The 24080-nt window shown below is 69.5% G+C and carries 14 protein-coding genes; all 14 read right to left on the bottom strand.

The window, feature by feature from the left end; all coding sequences use genetic code 11:
* Positions 1-14 precede the first annotated feature (14 nt).
* Positions 15-188: a hypothetical protein gene (locus ACSQ9E_RS02840; protein ID WP_157412458.1), complete on the bottom strand. Its 174-nt coding sequence runs from the start codon at positions 186-188 to the stop codon at positions 15-17.
* A complete protein-coding gene (gene bcsE, locus ACSQ9E_RS02845; RefSeq protein ID WP_436216839.1) occupies positions 185-2011 on the bottom strand; it encodes a cellulose biosynthesis protein BcsE in 1827 nt (608 codons plus the stop codon). Before bcsE ends, ACSQ9E_RS02840 begins: the two co-directional genes overlap by 4 nt.
* 1 nt (position 2012) lies before the next feature.
* On the bottom strand, positions 2013-5921 hold the full coding sequence (locus ACSQ9E_RS02850) for a cellulose synthase subunit BcsC-related outer membrane protein (RefSeq protein WP_436216840.1): 3909 nt from the start codon (positions 5919-5921) through the stop codon (positions 2013-2015).
* Positions 5918-7069 (bottom strand): cellulose synthase complex periplasmic endoglucanase BcsZ, encoded by a 1152-nt coding sequence (bcsZ, locus tag ACSQ9E_RS02855; RefSeq protein ID WP_057202018.1) that lies wholly within the window; start codon positions 7067-7069, stop codon positions 5918-5920. The genes ACSQ9E_RS02850 and bcsZ overlap by 4 nt, the downstream gene beginning before the upstream one ends.
* Positions 7062-9437 (bottom strand): cellulose biosynthesis cyclic di-GMP-binding regulatory protein BcsB, encoded by a 2376-nt coding sequence (gene bcsB / locus ACSQ9E_RS02860; protein WP_436216841.1) that lies wholly within the window; start codon positions 9435-9437, stop codon positions 7062-7064. The genes bcsZ and bcsB overlap by 8 nt, the downstream gene beginning before the upstream one ends.
* 270 nt (positions 9438-9707) lie before the next feature.
* A complete protein-coding gene (locus tag ACSQ9E_RS02865) occupies positions 9708-18161 on the bottom strand; it encodes a GH36-type glycosyl hydrolase domain-containing protein (protein ID WP_436220178.1) in 8454 nt (2817 codons plus the stop codon).
* 320 nt (positions 18162-18481) lie between these two features.
* Positions 18482-18616: a hypothetical protein gene (locus ACSQ9E_RS02870; protein WP_255357675.1), complete on the bottom strand. Its 135-nt coding sequence runs from the start codon at positions 18614-18616 to the stop codon at positions 18482-18484.
* 537 nt (positions 18617-19153) lie between these two features.
* The gene (locus ACSQ9E_RS02875; protein ID WP_436216842.1) at positions 19154-20236 is read right to left on the bottom strand and encodes a tyrosine-type recombinase/integrase; all 1083 of its coding nucleotides are present in this window, start codon (positions 20234-20236) and stop codon (positions 19154-19156) included.
* Positions 20220-20504, bottom strand: a complete 285-nt coding sequence (locus ACSQ9E_RS02880; protein WP_436216843.1) for a DUF4224 domain-containing protein — start codon at positions 20502-20504, stop codon at positions 20220-20222. Before ACSQ9E_RS02880 ends, ACSQ9E_RS02875 begins: the two co-directional genes overlap by 17 nt.
* Positions 20491-21030, bottom strand: coding sequence for a hypothetical protein (locus tag ACSQ9E_RS02885; RefSeq protein WP_436216844.1), 540 nt, complete (start codon positions 21028-21030; stop codon positions 20491-20493). The genes ACSQ9E_RS02880 and ACSQ9E_RS02885 overlap by 14 nt, the downstream gene beginning before the upstream one ends.
* Complete coding sequence (locus ACSQ9E_RS02890) at positions 21027-23354, bottom strand: ParB/RepB/Spo0J family partition protein (protein ID WP_436216845.1); 2328 nt, start codon at positions 23352-23354, stop codon at positions 21027-21029. The genes ACSQ9E_RS02885 and ACSQ9E_RS02890 overlap by 4 nt, the downstream gene beginning before the upstream one ends.
* On the bottom strand, positions 23351-23569 hold the full coding sequence (locus ACSQ9E_RS02895; protein WP_436216846.1) for a hypothetical protein: 219 nt from the start codon (positions 23567-23569) through the stop codon (positions 23351-23353). Before ACSQ9E_RS02895 ends, ACSQ9E_RS02890 begins: the two co-directional genes overlap by 4 nt.
* Positions 23566-23751, bottom strand: a complete 186-nt coding sequence (locus ACSQ9E_RS02900) for a glyoxalase superfamily protein (RefSeq protein WP_436216847.1) — start codon at positions 23749-23751, stop codon at positions 23566-23568. The genes ACSQ9E_RS02895 and ACSQ9E_RS02900 overlap by 4 nt, the downstream gene beginning before the upstream one ends.
* On the bottom strand, positions 23748-24080 hold the full coding sequence (locus ACSQ9E_RS02905) for a hypothetical protein (protein WP_436216848.1): 333 nt from the start codon (positions 24078-24080) through the stop codon (positions 23748-23750). The genes ACSQ9E_RS02900 and ACSQ9E_RS02905 overlap by 4 nt, the downstream gene beginning before the upstream one ends.

Below are 24080 nucleotides of genomic sequence, written 5' to 3' on the forward strand. Positions count from 1 at the left end.
CTTCATTCGTTCGGTCATTCCGCGCGGGGCGGGGTCACTGCGCCGGGGGGCGGCAGCTCAGGGCGGTAGGGCTGCACGCAGCGCAGCGGCCGGCGCGCGTGCCGCAGGCGGCGCAGCACCAGCCAGCAGGGCCAGGCCAGCAGCGCGCCCAGCACGGTGTAGAGCAGCAGCTCCATCAGGATCTTCATGCCATGGACCTCGGTGAGGGGCGCGGCACGGCACGCCGCCCAATGGGCCGGTGCTGCACGCCAGGCCCGGCGGCCATGGGCAGCAGCGGGCGGGATTCGGTGCCGGGCGCATCGGGCGCCGGGATGGGCGCGGTCGGCAGCGCTGCAGAGACCGGTGCCACCGCCTGCGCCACCAGCGCTGGGGCCGGTGAAGCGCTGGGCCGGGGGCTGTCCGCCAGGGCGGCGCTGTAGTCGGGCAGGCCCTTGCGCAGCGATTCCTGCAGGGGCGTCACCATGGCCCGGATGCCGGTGTCCGAGCTGTCCGTGGCCTCGCTGGAGAACAGCTGGGTCAATGGCAGCGTGAACAGGCGGTTGAGGGCCAGCTCGACGTCGGGTTCGCGGCAGGCGAACAGAAAGACGTAGACGCTTTCGTGGTCGGCCGTGAACAGGTCACCGTCGCGCGAGGTGTGGCAGGCGCGCAGGGCGTCGAGGTGGGGGATCTGCGCCAGCACGTTCAGCCGCACCAGACTGTGCGACAGGCCGATGCCGTGCGTGCGGTCCAGCATGCCGCGCACCAGGGTGCAGAACTGCGCGGGCGGCTGGTAGCCGCGCTCGCGCGCGGGCATGAAGCTGTCCAGCGCCTCTTCGTAGTCGGGGTGCACCTTGCGCGTGTGGCTCTGGGCGTTGATGTCCTGCAGCAGCTGCAGCAGCCGGGAGAAGCCCACTTCCTTGTAGACCACGGCGCTCGCACCCAGTTGCAGCAGGGCCTGCTCGCTGTGCGTGCGCAGCTTGCCCAGGTTTTCACGCACCACGATCTTGAGCGTGAGCGGGCGTGACAGGCGCAGCTGGTGCACCAGGCGCGCGCGCGCCTCGAAGTCCGACGCCTGGCCGGCGTCGATCAGCACCGTGGCGGCCACGCTTGCGGCGGCGGCCACTTCCATGTCGGCCAGGCTGTCGACGATGCGCCAGTGGCCGGGCACGCCGCGCTGGCCATCGACCGAGGCGCGTGTGGCGATCACCTCCGACTGGTCCACGGCCTCGACCAGCTCGCGCACGGCGCCGCGGGTGCGCGTGCCATCGGCGGCCAGGCGGCCCGATGCGCCGTCGTGCAGCAGGCCGAAGGCGGTCTGGAAGAGGGCGCCGGCATCGGTATTCCAGCGCTCCAGGCCCAGGCTCCAGCGGTCGGCCTCGGTGTGCAGCGTGGCGATGTGCATGGACATCTGGCAAAGGTTGCGCAGCGCAGGCAGCAGCACCTCGGGTTCCAGCGGGGGAAAGAAGCCCAGCACCACGGGGCGCAGCCGCTCGCGGCACAGCGCACTGAGCTGGCGGCTCACGCGCGCCAGCTCGGTCACGCTCAGGCCCGTCAGCAGGCCCTGCGCATCGCAGATGTACAGGGCGTGTTCGTCCTTGAGTCCCGTGCGCCCGAGCTCTTCCAGCAAGGGTGGCAGGCCGTGGCGCCGCACCTCGGCCTGCAGGCCGGGCGAGAGCACCCACAGCATGAGCCGGCCCGTGCGGTAGGCTTCGCGCACAGGCGGGCGCAGCAGCAGTTCATCCGCCCATGCGGTGCCCGATGCCACCAGGGCCACCGGGCCTGCAGCGACGGCATCCTCGATGAGGGCCGGGAACCACAGCGCGGCGCTGCTGTCGTCGGCCGCCACCAGCGACACCGGCACATGTGGCGGCAACTGCCCCACGCCGTCGGGCAGGCCTTCAATGCCGATGCGCGTGGGTGCGGCGCCGCCGACCATGTCCTGGCGCGATGGGGGCCGCACAAGCCGGGCAAGGGAGCGCAGCCAACCTGCAGGCGGGGCAGCTTTTCGCTGGGAGGAAGAGGCGGAGGACATCTCAGAAACTTGAGTAGGGCTGAACGGGGCGCGGCCGGTTCTCCAGCGGCGCGAGCACCGGATCGAAGCGGTAGCGGCCGTAGACCATGAGGTTGGTGGGCGCGTAGTAGGCCGAGCGGTCCAGCTCCAGCTGGGCACCCAGCGCGAGGTTTTTGCTGACCTGGTACTCCAGCACGCCGCGGAACGATCGGCCGAAGCCCGAGCCGGAGCTGCCCGCGTACACCGGCACGCTGCCGCTTTCGGCCAGGCGCGCCCGCGCCAGCGACTGCAGCAGCGCGTTCTGCGGAAAGTAGTCGGTGTCGGCGCTGCTGCTGCGCGAGACCGAGATCGCGCCCCGCGCAAGCCAGGTGAACGCCCCCTTGCGGCCGCTCCACTCGATGGGCAGGGCCACCGAGGCATAGCTGCGCGGGCTGTAGTAGCCGCCATGGCCGAAGCTGTACTCCGACAGGTCTTTGCCGTAGTGCCAGGCCGAGAAGGTCACGCCCATGTTCACCACGCTGTGGCTGTTCTTCCAGACATCGCGGTCCACCGCCATGCGCAACTGGGCGCGGATGTTGCTCTCCACGTTCTTGCCCGTGAGGGCCGCCAGGCTCAGGCTCACCGAACTGCTGTAGGGGCCGAAGTCGGTCGACAGGCGCCCGGAAGCGCCCGTGGCCACCACGCCGCCCCACACCTGGCCGGTGATGGGGTCGCGCGCGCCGGCATACGACAGCAGGCTGCCCGTGATGGGGCGGCGGAACCCTTCGAGCTTGTAGCCGTAGCGGCCCAGGTCGCCGGTCCGGGCGATGCCGCCCACCAAGTTGGTCACCGGAAAGCCCACGCCCGTGGTGCCGATGTCCCACTGGAAATCGTCGCCCACAAAGCCGAAGCCCAGGTTGGTGCCCGAGCCGCGCTGGCGCCGGTAGGCCAATGGCGAATTGGGCGGCAGCGCCGCGATCTGGCCGAAGTCCGTAAAGTCCGAGCCATCGGCAGGCAGTTCGCCCGCATCGAGCTTGACCCGGTCCACGTGCAGGAAGTAGTGCCCGTCGTAGCCGCGCGGCATGAAGGCCACCAGGGGCCGCTCCCAGCCGCGCAGGCTGGAGATGCCGTCGGTGGAGTTCTTGCGCAGCCCTGTGTGGGCGGCCTCGATCCACACCTGGCGGCGCGCCTCGATGGAGTCGATCTCGCCCTGGATCTTGGCCACCACGGCCTGGTCGACCGGCAGTGAGAGGGCGTAGCTTTGCTGCAGCACCAGCGGGGGCTCGACCACTGCGGATTCGCCTGGAGCGCGCTCCGTGGGCGGGCTGGCAGCGCCGCGCGTCTCCAGCGTGAGCGCGCTGCGGAAAAACACCAGTGCCTGCGCATAGTTGCGGTTGGCGCGCTCCAGCCGCGCGGCATGCAGCAGCACGTCGCTGTCCTGCGGGAAGGCCTGCAGCAGCCTGGCGGACAGGGTACGCGCTTCGTCCATGCGGCCTGCGCGCTGCCAGATGCGCAGCAGCGCCAGTTGCTGGCCGGCGTCGGTGGGCGGCAGGTGGTCCTGCAGCCACAGCGCCTGCTCGGTGGCACCCCGTGCATCGCCCAGGCGCGACAAGGCGTCCGCCAGGTTCATGCGGATTTCCAGGCTGTCGGGCTGGGCCTTGGCCAGCGGTGCCAGCAACCGGGCCGCATCGGCGTACTCGCCTGCGGCCATGAGCAGGCGCGCCTGCGTCTGCGTGCGCTGCTGCGCCGTGGTCGGCGTGTCGGGCAGTTGCAGGGGCTGGCGCGCCAGGCGCAAGGCCTCGCCCAGGTTGCCGGCCTGGCGCTGCTGCTCGATGAGCCGCTCCCGGTGCGCGGTGTACAGGGCAATGAGCCGTGCCTCCTGCTCCTCGCTCCAGCCCGGCGACTGCAGCAGGGCGGGCAGGCGGGCGGCCAGGCCCGCGTCGTCCAGCGCGCGGTTGAGCAACTGGGCATGGTCGAGTCGCACGTCCATCGGCAGGCCAGGACTGCGCGCGGCCAGGCGGTCGAACACCGCCACGCCGCGGGCCGGTTGCGTGCGGCGGAACCAGGTGTTGGCCACGGCATACAGCAGTTCGGCATCGTTGCCCGCCGCCTGCTCGGCCTGGGACAGCAAGGCCTGTGCGTCAGCCGCGTCACGGCTGGCGCCGGCGCGGGCGACCAGCGATTTGACCGTGGAGCGCTGCACCAGCGCCCGCATGGCATCGGTCTGTTCTGCAGCGGGGATTTGTGCCAGGTCGGCAAGGGCACCCAGGTCGTTGTCCACGGCCGAGCGGATCAGGGCGCGTGCATAGTGCATGGCGCTGCGGTCCTCGGCGGTGGTGGTGGTCCGCGCGATGCCTTCGTCCATCACGCTCAGCGCCTCGCGCGGCAGGTTCAGCCGCAGGTACAGGCGGGCCAGGCGGTGGCGCAGCCAGGCATCGCCCGGCGTCAGCACGATGGCCGACTCCAGCGTGCGCATGGCGGCGCTCAGGCGCTGGGCCTGCATGTGCCCGTCGGCCTGTGCCACCAGGATGTCGGCCTGCGTGCCCACGAGCTTCTCGCCCAGGGCCGCGTCGCTGGCCGAGGCCTTTTCCAGCAGCACCAGGGCTTCGCCCGAGCGGCCCGTGCGGGCGTAGAGACCGGCCAGGCCCTTCAAGGCCGAGCTGCTGTTGGCTTCGGCCTTGAGCGCGCTCTGGTACAGGGCTTCGGCCTGGGTGCGGTCGCCCTGCAGGTCGCGGATGCTGGCCAGTGTGGTCAGTGCCTCGGCATTGTTCGGCTGCATGGCCAGGGCCCGGCCCGCGAGGTCGGCTGCCGTGGCCAGTTCGCTCTTCTCCAGCGCCACATCGGCCTGGCGCAGAAAGCCCCAGAACCGGGAGGTGGCCTGCAGGTCCTTCCACTTGCCCTGGCGCGTGAGTGCGAAGGCCTGGCCGAACAGGTCCTGGGCCTCACCATGCTGGCCCTGGCGCAGGCGGATCATGCCCAGGTTGCCCAGGCTCTCGCCATCGCCGGGGCGCAGCGCGAGCACGATTTGCAACTGCTCTTCGGCGCGTTCGGTGTTGCCCTGGTCCAGTGCCACGCGCGCAGCATTGCGCGCGATGTTGGCGGGGTCGCGGGCGGCGCGCTCCGCGCGTTCCACGGCCTGCTGCATGGCGGCCAGGCGGTCGACCATGGCCTGGTCGGCCGGGTAGCGCTGCAGGAAGGCGCGCACGCGCGGCATGTTCGCGGCGGTGTTGGGCAGCCGGTCCACGGCACGGCGCCACAGGTCCTGCAGCTGCTGGGCATTCACGTCGGGTTGTTTGGCAAGCGCTTCGATCTCCTGCACCACGGTGCTGGGGTTCTCGCCACCGTACATGCGCATTTCGAGCTGCGCCAGGCGGTAGCGCGACTCACCGGTTTCCTGGTAGAGCTTGCCCAACTGGCGCACGGATTCGCCGCTGCCCTTGGTGCCCGAGCCGCCCACGATCTGCAGGTACTCCAGCGCCAGGCCGCCGAGTTCGGGCGGGCCGCTGGGAAACAGTTCGCGCGCCACGTCGGCGGCCTCGGCCTTGCGGCCGGCACGCGCCATCAGGCGCATCTGCGAGAGCTTTTCGCGGTCGGGGCCGTACACGCGCACCAGGGTTTCGAGCTCCTGCGTCACCTTGTGCTCTGGGTGGCGGGTGCGCAGCGTCTCCAGAATGCGCTTGGCCTCGTCGGTCTTCTTCTCGCGCAGCGCCAGGTCACCGAGGGCGCCCAGGCCCTGGGGGGAGTAGGGGTCCATGGCCAGCAGCTTGTCGATCAGCTGGCGCGCCATGTCGGGGCGGTTCTTGGAGGCCCACAGACGCGCACCGCTGAGCAGCTCGGCCTCGATGGCCGGCGGCGCGCTGGCCAGCACACCGTGGCTGGCCGGAAGGCAGGCGGCGGCCAGCAGGGTGAGCGAGGGCAGCCAGTGGCGGGGTCGGCGCGGCGTTCTGGTCACGGCTTCCACCGCGCGATGAGCTGGCCCGCCGCCGTGAAGCGGTACTGGCCATCGAATGCGCCCTGGCCGAAGAGGGCCAGCACCTGCTCGTAGTAGGCCGTAGGCCGCAGGGGCCGGGCCTCCAGGCGCATGCGCTGCGATTGCAGGGCCTTGTCGTCCCCCGCGGCGCGCAGAAAGGGCAGCATCGCGGCCGAGAAGCCCGAGGGCGCGGGGCCCGAGGCCTGCGCGCTCAGGATGTCGATGGATTCGGGCGGATAACCCTGGTCGCGCACGTAGCGGGCCATGGGCGCCAGGGTGTCGAGCAGCGCCCGGCGGCCCGGTGCGTCGGCATGCATCATGCCGGCCCACAGGTAGACGCGGATGGCGTTGTAGGTGCCCTGGCCCTTCTCCTTGCCCTCGGTGTCAACGAGGAAGCCCTGCTTGGCGTCGTACACCGTCCAGTCGGGCGTGAAGCCCTTGGGCGACGAACCGCGGATGACCTTGAGCGAGCTGTCCACCAGCAGCTTCCACTGCGGGTCGGCGTCACCCGCCGCCAGCCAGTGCATCAGGTGCATGGGCATGTAGCTCGGGTTCAGGCGCCAGCGGCCGTTGGGCTGCACGAAGCCTTTGGGTGCGGGCAGCAGGGTGGGGCCCAGGCCCGGGATGTCAGCGGTTTCTTCGCGCAGCACGCGCGCCGCCAGCAGGGCCGACAGGGCCCGGTAGCTGCGCTCGTTCCACAGGCGCCCGGCTTCGCCCAGGGCGTAGGCGATCCACAGGTCGGCGTCGGAGGCGGCGTTGGCGTCGATCACGCCCCAGGTGCCGTCGGGCCGCTTGCCCCAGAGCCATGCAGGCAGGCGCGCCGTCATGTCGCCGGCGCACAGGTTGTTCTCGGTCCAGCGCAGCAGCTTGTCGAACATGGGCCGGTCGTTGGCCACCAGCGCGAAGAACAGCGCATAGCCCTGGCCTTCGGAGTAGGTCTGGCCGCCACCGTCATCGTCGGAGACCACGCGGCCGCCTTCGTTGATGAACTGGGCCTTGAAGGCATCCCAGGCGGGCCAGGTCGGGCGGCCGGCGCCCGCCTGCTGGGCCCGGGCGGCCGGTAGGCAGGACAGAAGCGCGGCACCGGCACCGGCCTGCAGCGCTGTGCGGCGTCGAAGGAAATCAGTCATTGCGTGCCGCCAGTCGGCGCCGGGCCATGCTGCGCAGCGCGGCGTAGACGATGAAGGTCAGGAGCAGGCCGGAGCCGATGCCCACCAGGGCCAGCAGCAGCGGGTGGCTGTGCATGTGGAACCACAGGCGCTGCCACCACGGCAGGTCGCCCACGTAGTACACGGGCTTGATGCGGAAGCTCTCGATGGCATCGCCGCGCATCAGGCCCAGGTCACCGCGCAGGCTCTTGATCTTGCCTGCGTCGTTCAGGCCCAGGCTCAGGAGTGCCATGGCCTCCTTGTCGGTGGCCGTGAGGGCCACCACGCTGCGCCCGGCCGATAGAGGCGACTCGAAGCCAGTCACGGCCGCCAGCGGCCCATTGCCCTGCAGGATGGCCTGGCCGCCCGAGGCCGACAGGCGCTGGTTGGATTCGAAGTTGAACAGATCGATGAAGGAGCCCATGGCGCGCTCCAGCGGCTGCACGGAGCGCGCGCCTGCGGCCAGCAGGGCCGGCAGGTGGCTCTTCCACTTCTGCAGCAGGCCGTCGCTGTCGGCCTGGGAGATCACGAGGATGTCGGTGTCGGCAGCCTTGTCGGCCTCGTCCGCGCGCAGCAGCTTGAAACGCGTGCCGGGGTAGCCGGTGGAGGCGCTCATGCGGCCCACGGCGGTGAGAAACACTTCCACATCCGATGTCGTGGGCTGTTTGGGCAGGATGATGGAGGTCTGCGCCAGGTCCGGCACCCGCGTGAAGGGGAAGCCGCTGTTGGCATAGGCCGCCAGGTTGGGCATGGCCAGGTAATGGCGAAACGCCGTGAGGTCGATGGTCGACTGCGGGTCGATGGCGGCGAACAGCTCGGTGGGCGGAGCCGAGCGGCAGCGGCCCAGGTCGTTGGGCGGGATCTGGAAGGCGAACTGCAGCTGGTTGTCGCCGCCGATCATGAAGGCCGGGATCTTCAGATCCGAACGCGTCTGCGCATTGCCATCGTCGAACAGCGGCAGCATCACCGTGCTCTTGCTGCTGGTGCGGTCCTCGCGCGACTGCAGCGGGTAGGACTGGATGAACTGGTTGTTGATCGAGATGTTCAGCGCGCCGTGGTCCGACACGCTGTTGGGTGTGTAGCGGTAAGTCAGGTCCAGCGGCACGCCCTTGGCGTTCCAGGTGAACAGGTCGGGGGCCATGCGCGTGTAGACGTTCACCGTGTCGTTGAGCACCGAGCCGCGCAGCTGCAGGTCGGCCGCGCTCTGCACCAGCTCGGCCAGGCGCACGGGGCGTTTGGTGGTGATCCAGCGGGGCGCATCGTAGGGCTTGGCCAGGTCGGGGTAGTCGAGCGACTTGACGGCGATGCTCTGCCCCGACAGAACCGCCTTGCCTAGGGCCAGGGCATCGGCGGCCATCTGCACCTGCGCATCGTCCTTTCCCAGCACCAGCAGCAGCTTGGCGCCCGGGACGTCGGGGTGGGGCACCACGGAGAGGGTGGGTTCGGTGACCGGCGCCATCGCCTGCAGGAAGGCGGGGCGGTTGTCGTTGGTGGCCAGCACCACGGCATGCTGGCGTGGCAGCTGGTTCTCGAACACCGGGAACTGGTTGCCCCGGTAGCCGGCGAGCATGCCGATCCAGCTGGCAATCGAGCCCGATGCCTTGAGCGTGCCGGTGCTGGGCTTGGCGCCGTACACGAAGGGCAGGTTCACCGGCCGGTTGTCGCGCGGATCGAAGAACGGCGCGGGCAGCAGGGCCAGGTCGTCGCGCAGCGGGATCTGGCGCAGCGACAGGTCCAGCTGGCTTTCATTGCTGATGGTGGCCCACAGGCTCGAATGGTTGGGCGCCTCGCATTCCATCGTGTAGTGGCCGATGAACTGGAAGCGAAAGCGGTTGTAGTCGGTGAAGTAGCGCGGGTCGATGTTCAGCTCGACCGTCTGCTGGGTCCCCAGGCGCTCCTTGTCGAGCACGATGGTCTGCAGCGTCTCATCATTGAGGATCACCTTGAGGTGCGACAGGTTCGGGATCAGCGCCGGCGAAAGCGTGAAGGTCAGGCGGAGCCGGGCGGCCTCCACGATTTCGTCGCGCCGCACACCCACACCCACGCTGGCTTCGCTCTCCACGCCGCGCAGCGTGACCGGGCGCGCCAGGCCCAGGTCCTTGAGGCTGGTTTTCCACTGGCGCAGCGGCAGGGCGGGCGCTGCCGCCGTGGCTGCAGAAGCCGCAGGCGCCGGGGCGGCGCTTTCGGATGCTGCCGTGGCGGTCGCTGCCGCGCGCGCCGCGCGTGCCTTGGCCCGCTCCTTGGCGGGCGCGGTCTGGGCATGGGCCGTGGGAAGGGGGGCAGAGACCAGCCCCAGGGCCATCAGCGCAGCCAGCAGGGGAGCTGTTCGGGTGGTGTGTCGAGAATTCACGGTGCTTTATGGGTGTTTTGGCGTGGTGGTGCAAAAGACGCCCGTGGCCCATCTGCCGACGATGTCATTTGTATGACAAAGTGTATCGATACATTTTGACTATGGGGTGGTGGAAGACACTAGTTTGCAATTAAGCGCACATGCTTTTGCGGGCGTACGCAGCCTGTACGTGGGGAGATGCCAACTGGATTCAGATTTGTAAAAAATGAACCCTGTCGCGCAAAATTCACTACCAGTCTGGTCGGGTATGGGGGCAATTGCCCCCGGCCCTCAGCGCTGCGGTAGGGTGATGCGCACGTGGTGCTCACCCATGCGCACAGGCAGGCGCAAAGGGCCTGCATCGCAGGGCAGAGCCGTCCCGTCCAGCTCGGCAGATGCAACACTGCTTCCCTGTCCAGTGGCCGCAGTGATTTCAACCGTGTAGCGGGCGTCACCCAGCACGATCTGCACCTGGAACCCCGGCCACTCGGCAGGAATGCACGGGTCGATCACCAGCATCTGCCCCTCGCGCCGTATGCCCAGGATGCTTTCCACCCCGGCCCGGTACATCCAGCCCGCGGCGCCGGTGTACCAGGTCCAGCCGCCGCGCCCGGTGTGCGGTGCCACGGAATAGACGTCGGCCGCCACCACATACGGCTCCACCCGGTAGCGCGCCACCTCATCGGGCGTGCGCGCGTGGTGGATCGGGTTGACCAGCGCGAACAGCGCGTGCGCCCGGGCGCCGGCCTGCGGGTCGTTGCGCAACTGGGCCCGGGCCATGATGGCCCACATGGCGGCATGGCTGTACTGCCCGCCGTTCTCGCGCAGTCCGGGCGGGTAGCCCTTGATATAGCCCGGGTCGTGCGGCGTGGCGTTGAACGGCGGGGTGAACAGCAGGGCCAGGCCTTCCTGCGGCAGCACCAGCTTGTCGCCCAGCGAGGCCATGGCGATCAGCGCGCGCGCAGGGTCGGCGGCTCCCGAGAGCACCGCCCACGATTGGGCGATGGAGTCGATGCGGCATTCCTTCGCATCGTGCCTGCCCAGCCAGGTGCCGTCGTCGAAGGTGGCGCGCCGGTACCAGGCGCCGTCCCAGGCCTCGCGCTCCAGCGCCGCGCGCACCGCCTCGGCGTGCGCGCGCCAGCGCGCTGCCCTTGCGGGGTCGCGGGCATCCGCCAGTGGCGCCATCAGCGCCACCGTGCGCACCAGCAGCCAGCCCAGCCACACGCTCTGGCCCCGGCCCTCCTGGCCCACGCGGTTCATGCCGTCGTTCCAGTCGCCCGTGCCCATCAGCGGCAGGCCCAGGTCACCGGTCAGCGCCATGGTCTGGTCCAGCGCCAGTGCGCAGTGCTCGAACAGGGTGGCCGATGCATCCGCCAGCATGGGCTGGAAGAACGCGTCGTGCTCGCCCGGCTGCAGTGCAGGCCCTTCCAGGAAGGCAATGGATTCGTCCAGCACCGCTGCGTCGCCTGACACCTGCACGTAGCTGGCGGTGGCAAATGCCAGCCACACCCGGTCGTCCGAGATGCGCGTACGCACGCCCTGGCCCGAGTGCGGCAGCCACCAGTGCTGCACGTCGCCTTCGGCAAACTGCCGGCCCGCAGCACGCAGCAGGTGGGCGCGCGTCTCATCGGGGCGTGCAAAGGCCAGCGCCATGCCGTCCTGCAACTGGTCGCGAAAGCCGTAGGCCCCGCTGGCCTGGTAGAAGGCCGAGCGCGCCCAGATGCGGCAGGCCTGCGTCTGGTACAGCAGCCAGCCGTTGAGCATGATGTCCATGGCGCGGTCGGGCGTGCGCACCTGCACGGCGCCCAGCAGGCTGCGCCAATGCAGCGCCACCTCGTGCAGCAGCGCATCCACGTCGAGCAGGCGGTAGCGCGCCACCAGGGCCAGGCTTTCGGCAGCCGATGCGCACTGCCCGATGAAGCCGGTCACCTCCCTGCTTTCCCCCGGCTGCAGGGTGAGCGTGCACTGCAGCGCTGCGCACGGGTCGCACCCCGCAACGCCGCCGCCGGACAGCACGGCCTGGCCGCGCAGCGCCGCCGGGGCCGCCAGGCTGCCATGCCGCCCCAGGAACTCCGTGCGGTCGCTCGTCCACGCCGTCTGCTGGCCGCCCAGGTCGGCAAACGCCACGCGGCCGGCAAACGCCGTGCTCCAGGGGTTGCGTGCCAGCAGCACGCCGCTGTCCGCATCGCGCTCGGCCAGCACGAACGGGGCCGATGCCCCGCGCGAAGTGCCCAGCACCCATTCGGCATACAGCGTCACGGTGATCTGCCGCACCTGCGCCGTGCGGTTGTGCAAGGTCAGGCGCGACACCTTGATCGGATCAGCAATCGGCACGAACTGCAGCAGCTCCAGCGCAATGCCGTGGGCCTCGTGCAGAAAGCGGCTGTAGCCGTGCCCATGGCGCGCCGTGTAGGTGCCGTTGCCGCGAATGGGCTGCGCGGTGGGGCTCCACACGTGGCCGCTGGCATCGTCGCGCACGAAGAAGGCCTCGCCCGCCGGGTCGCTCACCGGGTCGTTGGACCAGGGCGTGAGCTGGTTCTCGCGGCTGTTGCCGGCCCAGGTGTAGCCGCTGCCATCGGCCGACACGTGAAAGCCGAAGGCCGGGTTGGCGATGACGTTGATCCACGGCGCGGGCGTGGTCGCCCCGTCGCGCAGGATGGTCACGTACTCCGTGCCATCCTTGTCGAAGCCGCCCAGGCCGTTGAAGAACTCGAGCCCGGCGGTGTCAGGCGCAGGGGCCGGTTCGTGCTGTGGCTGCGGCGCCGGCAGAGGCGCTGGCCTGCCCACCGCCTCGGGGGCCTCCGCGGGCATCCGTGCCAATTGCTGGGCGATAGGGCCGCGCCGCGCTACCAGCGCCACCCGGGCAATGGACTGCAGCAGTGCGCGCGAAGCCGCATCCATGAGGTCGGCACGCAGCGTGTGCACCACCCCCTGCGCCAGCGACTCACCCAGGCGCGGGCGCGACTGGCTGCTGCGCACGGCGGTCTCGATGGCGATCTGCAGGTCCTGCACGTAGGACGACGCACGCTCGTTGATGACCACCAGGTCCACGCCCAGGCGCTTCATGCGCCAGTATTCATGCGCCTGCAGCAACTGGTGCAGCTGAGCGATGTCCTCGATGTCGTCGATGCGCAGCAGCACGATGGGCAGATCGCCCGAAATGCCGTGCTGCCACAGGCCCGACTGCGGGCCCGCGCCGCGCGCAATGGCATCGGCTGGTGCGCGAAAGCGCGCGTCCGCATACAAAATGGGCGCGGCCAGGCGCTGAAAGTCCGCCGCCGCCTCGGCGCCGATGCCGATGTGGCGCAGCTGCACCTGGGCCTGGGTCCAGGCCAGGGTGCGCGCGCGCTCGAAGGCGCTGCGGTCGTGGTGCTGGTCCACCAGGTCGAGCAGCGCTTCGCGCGTGGGCGCCAGCAGGGTCCATAAGGCCACACGGGCCATCTGACCGGGGGCGATGCGCACGCGCTGGCGCAGCGCGAACACCGGGTCCAGCACCGTGCCCACGGTGTTGGAGAGCGCACCGCCGCCATGCACCGCCAGCGCATTGCGCGCCGTGCGGCCCCGGCCGAGGAACAGGCCCCGGTCGGTCTCGTACTGCGCCGGGGCGATCACCGTGCCCTCCACCACCGCAAAATGCGCGGCCCACACCCCCGGCTCGCCCGGGCTGCGCGCGCGGCGCGTGGCCAGCAGCGCGCCAAACTCGGGCAGGTACTCGGTCTGCACGAACATCTTGGAGAACGCCGGGTGGGCATTGTCGGCCGCAGGCGGGGCCAGTACCAACTCGGCGTACGAGGTCAGGTCGATCTCGCGCGCCCGTGGGCCTGTGTTGACCAGGGTGACCTGGCGCACCTCGCCATCGGCCTCGGCCGATACGATCACCTCGGTGGTGGTGGTCATGCTGCCGTCGTGGCGGGTGAAGGCCGCGTGGTCCTCGGCAAACGCCACCTCGTAGCGGTCGGCAGCGCGGCCTGAGGGCTCTGCCGCAGCGGACCAGGTGCGGCCGCTGTGCGCGTCGCGCAGGTAGACATGCGAGCCCCAGTCTTCGCTGGTCGCGTCCTCGCGCCAGCGGGTCACCGCCATGTCGCGCCAGCGGCTGTAGCCGGTGCCGGCCGCCGTCAGCATGACGGCATAGCGCCCGTTGGACAGCAGGTGTGTGGCCGGTGCCCCCGCGCCTGGCGCGCCCATGCGCCGCACGGCATGCAGGTCGTCGCGCACGTCGGCGGGGCCGGTCTGCGTCTCTTCGGCGCGCGGGTGGGCCACGGCCACCAGGCGCGGCATGCGCTCCTGCAGCAGCAGCTCGCAGGCCTGCACCATGGGCTCGCGGTGAAAGCGCTCGCGCATCTGCCCGCCGTGCAGCGTGTTGGCAATGGCCACGATGGTCATGCCCTGGTGATGCGCCATGTAGTTGCGCACAATGGCCACGGCCTGCCCCTCGGGCAGGCGGCTGCGCGTGAAGTCGAGCGCCTCGTAAAAGCCATGCTGCCCCAGGGCACCGAGCTGCGCCAGGCGCGCGAAGTTGTGCCCCGCCGCCGTGGCATCCACCATGCAGGCCAGGCCCGTGGCGTAGGGGGCGATCACCAGGTTCTCGGCCAGCCCGCGCTTGAGCCCCAGGCCCGGCACGCCGAAGTTGGAATACTGGTAGGTGAACTCCAGGTCGCGCGCGTTGTAGGCCGACTCGGAAATGCCCCAAGGTATGCCCTGCAGCGCGCCATAGGCTATCTGCCGCTGCACCACCAGGGTATTGGTGTGCTCCAGAAGGCTGCCGGCAGGCGCGCGCATCACCAGCGAGGGCATCAGGTACTCGAACATCGAGCCCGACCACGACACCAGGGCCGAGCCCTTGCCCACCGGGATCGCCGTGCGCCCCAGGCGGAACCAGTGGCGCGTCTCCACGTCGCCCTTGGCGATGGCGAACAGGCTGGCCAGCCGCGCTTCGGACGCCAGCAGGTCGTAGCAATTGGCATCGAGCCGGTTTTCCACCGCTGCGTAGCCGATGGACAGGAGCTTGCGCTCGGGGTCGAGCAAAAAGGCGAAGTCCATGCCCAGCGCCAGCGCGCGCGCCGTGTCGGCCAGCCCCTGCCAGCGCATGTCGAGCGTGGGCGCATCTGTCCCGGTGGCCTGCAGATCGCGCCCCTGCTCGGCGACCCGCGCGCGCACGGCGCCGCTCCAGAACAGCAATGCATCGCCATCGCCGCTGCCTGCCGGCACCACGATGTCCTGCGCCTCCTTCAGCGCCTTGTCGGCCAGGCGCTGCAGGGCGGGCAGGCCCATCTCCACGGCGCCTGCAGCCACTGCGGTGTCGATCTCGGCCAGCATGGCCAGCAGCCGCCGGCCCTGCGCGCCCTGGGCTGCGGGAACGCTGGTCACTGATTCACGCGCCAGTGCCACGGCATCGCCAAGCCCCTGCACCCAGGTGCCGGGCAGCGGCGCGCGCACCCAGCCCTCGCAGGCATTGGCCAGCGCGATCAGGTGGCCGGCCAGGTTGCCGCTGTCCACCGACGACACGTAGGCCGGTGCCAGCACCTGCGCCGTGCCCGTGTCGTACCAGTTGTAGAAATGGCCCCGGTGGCGCGCCAGCGCCCCCATGCTGGCCAGCGTGGCCTCCAGCCGGTCCGCAGTCTGCACGGCGCCGGCCCAGCCGAAGTCGCGCGCGGCCACGGCCGACAGCAGGTACAGCCCCATGTTGGTGGGCGAGGTGCGGCGTGCCACCACGGGCTTGGGGTCTTCCTGGAAGTTGTCGGGCGGCAGGTAGTGCTCGGCCGCCGTGACGAAGGTCTCGAAGAAGCGCCAGGTGCGGCGCGCGATGCGCCGGAGCGCCAGCGCGTTGTCCAGCGCGGGCGCGCTTTGCGGCGCGGGCACCGAGCGGCGGCTTGAGCGCCAGGCCAGTGCCGGCGCCGCGAGCCACAGGGCCAGCAGCGGCAGCACCAGCGGCCGCGATGCCGGTGCGAAAGCGGCAGTACAAGCGGCCAGCACCGTGGCCAGCAGCAGGCCGCCGGCCATCAGCCGGTAAAAGCCCGCAGGCCCCGGGCGCGGTTTGGTGGCCGACTGCGCGGCGGTTTTCCACTCCAACATCTGCCGATGCGTGGCATACAGCCGGACCAGCGCGCGCACGATGGCATCCACCGCGCGCCAGGCATGGTCGGGCAGCAGTGCAATGGCAGCCACGGTCTGCAGCACCGCTACGCGGAAGTCGGCCACCAGCAGGCGCAGGTGGCTGGCCACGCGGATGCCGGGGCGGCTGGCCCACAGCTCGGCCATCCCCGGCAGAAACGCCGGTACGCCCAGCGCCGCCAGCACCAGCAGCACGCCCCAGGGTGCCTGCGGCCAGGGCAGAGCGCAGCACAGCAGCAGGGTCAACAGGCCGGCCGGGGCCAGCAGCGAGCGGCGCAGGTTGTCCAGCATCTTCCAGCGGCCCAGCGCGGGCAAGGCGGCACCCTGGTGGCGCCGGCCCAGCACCCAGGGCAGCAGCTGCCAGTCGCCGCGCGTCCAGCGGTGCTGGCGCTGCACGGCCACGTCGTAGCGGGCCGGAAAGTCCTCCACCACCTCCACGTCTGAAGCCAGGCCGGCGCGTGCCAGCACGCCCTCGAACAGGTCGTGGCTGAGCAGCGTGTTCTCGGGCACGCGCCCGGCCAGCGCGGCTTCGAAGGCGTCCACGTCGTAGATGCCCTTGCCGGTGTACGAGCCCTCGCCAAACAGGTCCTGGTACACGTCCGACACCGCGGCCGCATACGGGTCCATGCCGCCGGGGCCAGAGGTCAGCCGCTGGTACAGCGAGCCCTCCAGCCCCATGGGCAGCGCCGGCGTCACGCGTGGCTGCAGGATGGCATGGCCTCCCACCACGCGCTGCTCGGCCGGGCTGAAAGTGGGCTGGTTCAGCGGGTGGGCCATCTTGCCGATCAGGCGCAGCGCGGCGTCGCGCGGCAGGCGCGTGTCGGCGTCGAGCGTGATGACGTAGCGCACATCGGGCAGGATGTCGGGCTGTGTCCCACCGTCCAGCGCCATGAAGCTGGTGTCCGTGGCGCCGCGCAGCAGGCGGTTGAGCTCGTGCAGCTTGCCGCGCTTGCGTTCCCAGCCCATGAAGCAGTTCTCGCCGGCATTGAAGCGGCGGTGCCGGTGCAGCAGGTAAAAGCGCTGGCCGCCAGGCGCCGGGCCGTGCCGCAGGTTCAGCGCGGCAATCGCCTCCTGCGCCACGGCAATCAGGTGGGCGTCGCTGCCTGTGACCTCGGTGGCGGCGTCCAGTCCGTCGGACAGCAGTGCAAACGACAGGTCGCCCCCTGCGCCCGCCAGGTGGTGCACCTCCAGGCTTTCGATGTGGGCGCGCAGGTCGGCCTCGCTGGTCAGCAGCGTGGGCACTACCACCAGGGTGCGCAGATGGGTGGGCACGCCATCATCCAGCGCCAGGCCTGGCAGCCCCACCGGGCCAAAGCGCCGGGTGACGCGCCGGTTGACGAGCACGCTGGCCACCTCGGTGGCAGGCAGAAAGCCGGCCAGCGCCAGCGCCACCAGCCAGCCCGGGTGCGTGCCGTGCATGCCCGCCCACCACAGGGCCGCGCCCAGCAGCAACAGCGCCAGGCCCATGATGGCGGCAATGTAGCCGCGCACGCCCAGGCCCACCTGCCAGCGGTTGAAGCGAAAGCCCCAGGGCGGCTTGAAGCCGATGGCCTGCTCCAGCGCGGGCCGGCCTTCGGCCACCAGGTGGTACCCGGGGTCGGTGGCGCGCGCGGGGGTGGCCCCGGTGCCTTGGGCGGCTACGGCTGCCTGCGCACTGGCCAGGGCCTGCTCGGCAATGGCCAACTCGGTCAGGGCCGAGCCACGTGCCAGTTGCTCGATGGCATTGCGGTAAAGGTTGCGGGTGGCAAAGTCCATCGCTGCGAAGCCGCTGCTCTCGCGCAGGCGTGCGTCCACCAGGCCCATGCCCTCGACCAGGTCGGCCCAGTCGATGTCGGACATCAGCCGCATGCTGGTGATCACGTTGCGCACGCTGACGTTCGATGCGCCCTGGCGCTGCTGGGCGTGCTCGATCACCAGGCCCACGCTGGTGCCCTGCTGGGCCAGCCGCTCTTCCAGCCACTGCAGCGCCGGGGTGGTTCGCGGGTCCTGGTCGCGCAGGCGCTTGGCCAATTGCGCGGCAAACAGCTCCGACAGCGGGCCGCTGGCGCGTGTGCCGATGTCGCCCACCAGGGCCGAATGCGCGCTGCCCGAGGCCAGCAGGCGGTTGGCCAGTGCCTGCGCATCGGCGCGGTCCGCCCGGCCGGCGCTGATCTGGTCGGCCAGCCGGCGCAGGTTTTCCACCAGCACGATGCGCAAGGTGATGGCCACCGCCCACAGCTCGCTGATCATCAGCGGCTGCACCTCCTGGTAGGCCGCAATGAAGCGGCGCAGCGCCAGCGGATCGAAGTGGCTGTCGGTATGGGCGACAAAGGCCCAGGCAATGCCGAAGACGCGCGGGTAGCCGGCAAACGGCCCCTGTGCCAGCTTGGGCAACTGCCGGTAGTAGCCCGGGGGCAGGTCGACCCGGATCTCGCGGATCTGCTCTTCCACCACGTGGTAGTTGTCCAGCAGCCAGTCGGCGGCGGGCACCACGCTGGATCCCGACTCCAGCTCGGCGGCGCTGGCCCGGTACGCGGCCAGCAACTGGCTGGCGTTGGACCGCAGGCGCCGGTGCAGCGAAGGGACCTGGGGCGGACGCAGGCTCACCTGCTGGGCGGCGGCCAGGCTGCGCGCATGCTGCTCCAGCCGCTCCATACCGAAGAGTTCTTCGCGCACGGGCGCGGTGCCGTTCCACGGCGGCGCGTCAGCGCCCCTCAGAACATGGGAGAGGGAAGACAGGGCATCGACAACAAGCACGGGCGCCTTTCGGGGCACCCCGGGGCCGCGCTGTGCCCTGTGGTGTGCCCGCTGCAGGAGAAGGGGCGAACGGGCCACGCCGTCCGCGTCGAAGGGGGCCTGCGTGCGGCACGCGGGCGGGCCTGCGCTTGCGCGAGGCCGTGAATGCTGCGCGCTCCCTTCAAGCCCGGTGCTTGAAGGGGGCGAACAGCCAGGGCAGAAAAGGCCCTGTTGGGGGATCAGCCCTTCTTGGCTGCGCGCTGCGGCGCTGCGCCGCCGGCCTTTGCGGGGGCGGCGGGTTCCACCATCGCGACGGGCTTCTGCTTGGGCTTCTTCGATTCCTTGTTGCCGCGTTTCTGTTCTTTTCCTGCCATGAAAGGCTCCTTCGCTTGGAACACGCCCCGTGGGTTGGCGGGCGCAATGGTCTCAGCCACCCGCAGCGGTGCCGGGGTGGGGCGTTCGGGCCCCCCCAGCAACCCTCTGCAAAGGAGGGCGCAAGCAGGTACCCGGAGGAAGGGAAAAGGTCTGCAGAACGCAGGCGTCCAGCGGCGGGACGTGATTTGAGCGGCAGTTCTTCGACAGCATCAGATGGTGGCGAATGCGGCGATTGCAAGGTGCCGGCGTGGGCCGGCCGTGGCGGGGCACGATGCAGGGCCGGTATCGCCTCGGGCAGAAACAAAAAAGCCGGCGCCATGTTGTTCATGGCGTCGGCTTCATGTGCCTTGCGGCTTAGATTTGGTGGGTCCTGAGTGACTCGAACACTCGACCTACGGATTAAGAGACCGCGCATGAAACGGGCCACGGGGCCGCATGGATGCTGGATTGTTGGGTCTTTGGCGTCTCATAAAAATTCTATCCGCGCCGAAACCCTCCCCTCTGTGGATTTATACAGTGGTACTGGATATGAGACGCTATTTCACGTCCACACCGTTGGGCATGGCGGCAGCGTTCCAGCGGGCTTTGATGTATTTTTCGGTGGTGGCCTTGTCGGCGTGACCGCATAGCAGCTGGATCTGCTCGATGGGGGTGCCGGCCAGCCACATATCTGTTGCGCCCTTGCCCTTGAGGTCCCGGAACCCGAAGCGGGGGAATGGGGCCAAGCCCTTTTCCTTGCGCAGCTTGTTGGCCCTGGTGATGGCGGTGGTCAGCATGGAGCTGATGCCGCTGTATGTGTAGCCTTCGCCCTTGAGGTTGTGCACCAGGTGCTGGTCTGGCTGCGGCTTGGCGCCCACCGCGCGCAGTATGAGCAACTCCAGGCGCTCGGTCATTGCGATCTTGACGCGGCGCTTGGTCTTGCCCTGGACGAACTCCAGCACTCGGTGTTTGGTGTGGGGGTCGCGGCCGAGGATGGCCGGCGTCCAGAAGATGATGTCGCTTTCGGGGCGCTGCAGGGTCTGGTAGGTCAGCTCCATCAGCAGGCGCACCTGGGTGCCAGCGGCCTGGAAAGTGGCCATGTACTCTTCGTTAGTCACGTAGCGCTCGCGCACCTTCTCAGGGTTGCTCTGGACGCCGCTCAACTGCATGCAGGGGTTGGTCTTGAGCAATGGGGTCTTGCCGGTGCGCATCAGCCAGCTCAGGCAAGAGCTGAGACATGCTTTCTCGCGGTTGGCGCGCACGGGGCGCTCCTGCTGGGCGCCGATCTCCAGATACGTCTGCACGTGCGTGGCCTCGATGTGGTGGGGCAGCATGGCGCCGAAGAACAGCTTGAGCGGCTCGACGTCCCTTGTGTAGTCGTCCCTGGTGCGCTTCGCTAGTGTCTTGGCGATCACTCGGGCCTCGCAGTCGAGTAGGAACTGGTCCAGCCAGTAGCCGGTAGTGCCGTACACCTCGGTGGGGTCGTTGTACAGCGCTGCGCGCTCCTTGGCCGCCTTCACGTCCGTGCCGAATCGCTCCCATCGGCCATCGCGGTGGCGGTAGTAAAAGGCGCTGTGCTTGTAGGCGAGGCGTGTGCCGGCCAGGCCGAGCGGATCTCCGTCTTTACGTGCGCGTCCCATGCTTCTTTCGGGTCAGGTGGTCGACCAGGGCGCTGACATTCGGCCCGTGGGTGGATGGGGTCTTGGCGGTGGTTTCCATGCGGGCGGCGCCTAGCACGCGCTCGAACTCGCTACGGGCCACCAGGGGGCGGCCGTTGGGCTTGGCTACCACCATCAGGCCCATGCGTTTGAGGTGGCGGCACATGGCCGCTACCGACCGGAGCGGCTCGCAGATGCCATCAATCTCAGAATCCGTGAGGTAGGCCGGGGCGTGATCAGGCGCGCGCATTCGCGGTCTCCTTCATGCTGCCCGGGCTGCTCACGCCAAGGGCAGTCAACTGCTCGGCGGTGGCCGTAATCACCTTGCCGCCACTGCTGCGCGTGGTGGCCAGAACGCGGTTGATCACGGCCCGCAGCTCGCCGAAACTGAGCTGCTGCAATTGGTAGTCGTGCAGGTCCACCGCCGTGGCCATGGCGTCAAGTTCGTAGAAGTGCAGGGCTGTGGCCAGCCAGGTGGAGCCACGCCGGCACCGCGTGGCGATGGCGTCCAGGGCGTCAACCGCTTCGTTGAAATGGTTCCCGAGGCCGCGCACCACGCCGGCGCGCTCGATGGCCAGAGAGATTTGCATGGTGGTGTGCAGTACATCGTGCTGCAGCTCCGTGGCCACGCCCTCACGTAATGCCTTCAGGCATGCACGAACGGGGTTCATGATGCTGCCGCGCTCCTCCTCGGTGAGTCGGCTTGCGCGCAGCATGGCAGTGCGGAAGGGTGGCCGGACATCGCGCGGCCGGCGGGGCTTGCGGCCGTGAGTCATGGGATCACCTCCAGCTCTTTGGCCTTGAAGGTGTTGGTGGGCTTGGCTTCGCCGATATCGGCCTGGTCGAAGTCCACGCGCCACGTGCCTTTGAAGCCTTTCAGCGGGCCGGCCACGGTGCCTTCCTTGCCGGCATAGGCTTGCTTCTCGGCCGCGTACACGTCCGCACTCACACGCACGCGCAGACCCGGGGCGATCTCGATGGCGACCGCCGGCGCAGCTGTAGGTGCCGGTGTCGAGTCCTCCGTACTTGCAGCCCCTTTCTTCGCGCGCGCGCTGGCCTTGGTGGAGGGCGAGGGTGCCGCCGGCGCGGGAGCGGCCGGAGGCGCTTCGTCGCCATGCGCCGCAGGCGCCTGGTTGAGGGCCTCGGATGCACCGCCGTCGCCGCTGCTGGGCGCTGTGCCTGGCTGCGCGTCAGCGACAGCCGGGCCTTCGTTGCTTTGCGCCGCAGGCGCCTGGTTTGTCTCCTCGATGCGCGCCAGCTCGGCCGCGATCTGGGCGCTGGCTTCCTCGGCCGTGGTCTTCGCGGTAACTGGGGCCTGCGCAGCGGGGCCTTTTTTGCCTTTGCCTTGCGCGCGCGTTGAACTGGCTTGCGCAGCGGGCTTAGGGGTAGAGGCACCTTTGGGGGCTGCAGATTCGACGGGTGCGGATAGGTATTTGGCCTTGGCTGCGGCCTGCACGTCGCGAATCACCACGGGCAGGCGGTCGGTGTGCGCGGCGCCGGCCACCAGCATCAGGCCTTCATTGGCGGGGCGCTGGTAGCCGTAGTCGTTGGCGGCGCTGGCGCGCTGCATGATCAGCAGCAAGTGCAGGATGTCGGGGTGCTCGGTGGTCTTGCACTGGTCGATGACAGCGCTGTGCGCGCCCACCCTGCCAAGCCCGAGGATGTCGGCAATGGCTTCGGCGTCTTCTACGGACAGGCTTGCGGCCTCGCGGAGAAGCACGTAGCGATGCACCTCCAGCGTGAAGCATTCGTAGTCGCCTGTCTTGATTTCGGCCCATGCACTGGCCAGCAGCTGGTTGCGCCAGGCCTGTTCATACTGGGCCTTGGCGCGGACTTCGGCCTTGGCCTTCTTCTCGTCCACCAGCTTCTGCACTTCCTTCGAGACTGCCTTCGCCCCCTCTGCTTTGGCGGCGGCTTCCACCGTCTTGATCAGGCGCAGCGCCACCTCGTTGGGCAGGCAGTCCAGGAACTCGCCGGCTTTGCGCGGGTGTTCGATCTTGGTGGGCTCGATGCCCTCGGCCTTCATCTGCTTGCCGATGATCTTGCGCAGCGGCTGGTCCGTGGGGCTGTCGTCGGCGTGGTCCAGGCGGCGGTAGCCTTTGAGCTTGGGCACCTGGTGGTAGCGCGTGTTGTCCACCACCAGCTCCTTTGCCTCCTCGCCGGTGATGACGTTCTGCCCCTTGGCCTTTGCCTCCTCGGCCAAGCGCAGCGCGTGGGCTTCTTCTTTCTTGTGGTAGCAGGGCGAGTCTGTGCACACGTCTGCACTCTTCACGTCGCTGTACAGCTCGGGGTTCGCGCCTGTGCGCTTTGAGCAGCTGGTGCAGGCGCCGGCGCCAGGCAGCAGATCCGCATCCAGCCGCGAGAAAGGGGCCTTGTCCAGCGGCAGCATGTAGTGCTCGCGGATGTGCTCTGCGGCCTTGCGCGCGCCAATCCGCAATTCGCCGTCGTGGTATGTCTCGGTCAGTGCCTTGATGGCCTTGAGCTGCTGGCTTTCGCTGGGAATGCGCGCGATCAGCAACCCCTTGCTGAAGTCCAGCTTGCCATCGCGCAGCGCGATGCGGCCCACCTGGCAGAGGTCGAGCACCTTGGTGCGGCTGTAGACGTAGGCGCGGCTCTTGCCGATTTTCTCGGCTACCTGGTCGGCCGACATGCCGGCCTTCTCCATCAGGAATTGATAGCCCTCGGCCTCTTCCAGTTCGCTCACGTCTTCACGCTGCAGGTTCTCCACGATCTGGAACTCCAGCACCTGCTCGTCGGTGAGGTGGCGGATGATCGTGGGGATGCTCTTGAGGCCAGCCGGGCCGCTGGCGCGCCAGCGGCGTTCACCAAACACGATTTCGTGCGTGGGCAGTGGGGCGTTTCTGGCGCGACTCTCGAAGGTTTCGCCGAGGCGGGATGCGGGCAGCGGCCGGATGACGATGGGCTGCATGATGCCGTTGGCCCGGGCGCTGTCTTCCAGCTCCTTCATCTTTGCGGGGTTGAAAGTCTTGCGCGGGTTGGTCAGGCTGGGGACGATGTAGACCCGCTCCATCACGCGCATTTCTGGCTCGGGTGCGGGCGCGGCTTCAGCCGCTGCTGGGGTGTCGATAACGGCGCTCATGGCGTGATCTCCGGTGCGGGTGTGATGGGCAGCCCGGCCAGGTCGGTGACCAGGCCGCAGGGGTGGTGCAGGCGGTTGCCGCGACGGCTGGGCAGGGCGGTGGTGCGGGTGGTGATGCGGCCGGCGATGGGGCGCAGCTCGGGGCACTTGTAGGGCTCGCCGTGGGGGATGCCGATAGCGCGGGCGGTGGCCCTGGTGTTGATGTAGGTGGTCATCGTTGTGCCGCTCCTGGGCGCACCGCGCGCTGTTCGGGGTGTGCGGCGATCAGGGCCGACCAGTTGGGGTAGCCGTGCTGCTTGGCCAGGGCTTCGAGGCAGTGGCCGTGCTTGGCGCCGGTGGACTTTTTGAGGTCATGCGCCTGGCGCTTGAGCCGCTCGATGTTGATGGTGTCGCTCACGCTGGCACCTCACTGGGCGGGGTGGGCTTGAGCGCTTCAACGCACGGCATGCCCAGCACCATGCGGGCCATGTCGCGGGCGTGGCTGTTGACCGAGAAGCCGAGGCCTTCGGGCTGCAGGCAGCTCTCTACGAATGCCAGGGCCTTGTCTTCGCCCTGCCAGTAGCGCACATCGCTGGCGCGGTGGGTGCACTGGGTGAGCAGGTCGGTGGCCAGGGCCTGGGCGGGGGTGAGGCCGCGCCCGGGCTGGGGGCTACCGGCGGTGGTGAGCACCATGACGCCGCCGGCGGGCTGGTCGATCAGGTGAATGGTGATGGTGGCGGAATGCAT

It is taken from the genome of Acidovorax sp. LjRoot118, from assembly GCF_964253575.1.
Classification (GTDB): domain Bacteria; phylum Pseudomonadota; class Gammaproteobacteria; order Burkholderiales; family Burkholderiaceae_C; genus Acidovorax.

Coding starts and splice junctions, on each gene's coding strand:
- ACSQ9E_RS02840 (WP_157412458.1), bottom strand. CDS start 188: ATGAAGATCCTGATGGAGCTGCTGCTCTACACCGTGCTGGGCGCGCTG.
- bcsE (WP_436216839.1), bottom strand. CDS start 2,011: ATGTCCTCCGCCTCTTCCTCCCAGCGAAAAGCTGCCCCGCCTGCAGGT.
- bcsZ (WP_057202018.1), bottom strand. CDS start 7,069: ATGACTGATTTCCTTCGACGCCGCACAGCGCTGCAGGCCGGTGCCGGT.
- ACSQ9E_RS02865 (WP_436220178.1), bottom strand. CDS start 18,161: ATGGAGCGGCTGGAGCAGCATGCGCGCAGCCTGGCCGCCGCCCAGCAG.
- ACSQ9E_RS02870 (WP_255357675.1), bottom strand. CDS start 18,616: ATGGCAGGAAAAGAACAGAAACGCGGCAACAAGGAATCGAAGAAGCCC.
- ACSQ9E_RS02875 (WP_436216842.1), bottom strand. CDS start 20,236: ATGGGACGCGCACGTAAAGACGGAGATCCGCTCGGCCTGGCCGGCACA.
- ACSQ9E_RS02880 (WP_436216843.1), bottom strand. CDS start 20,504: ATGCGCGCGCCTGATCACGCCCCGGCCTACCTCACGGATTCTGAGATT.
- ACSQ9E_RS02885 (WP_436216844.1), bottom strand. CDS start 21,030: ATGACTCACGGCCGCAAGCCCCGCCGGCCGCGCGATGTCCGGCCACCC.
- ACSQ9E_RS02890 (WP_436216845.1), bottom strand. CDS start 23,354: ATGAGCGCCGTTATCGACACCCCAGCAGCGGCTGAAGCCGCGCCCGCA.
- ACSQ9E_RS02895 (WP_436216846.1), bottom strand. CDS start 23,569: ATGACCACCTACATCAACACCAGGGCCACCGCCCGCGCTATCGGCATC.
- ACSQ9E_RS02905 (WP_436216848.1), bottom strand. CDS start 24,080: ATGCATTCCGCCACCATCACCATTCACCTGATCGACCAGCCCGCCGGC.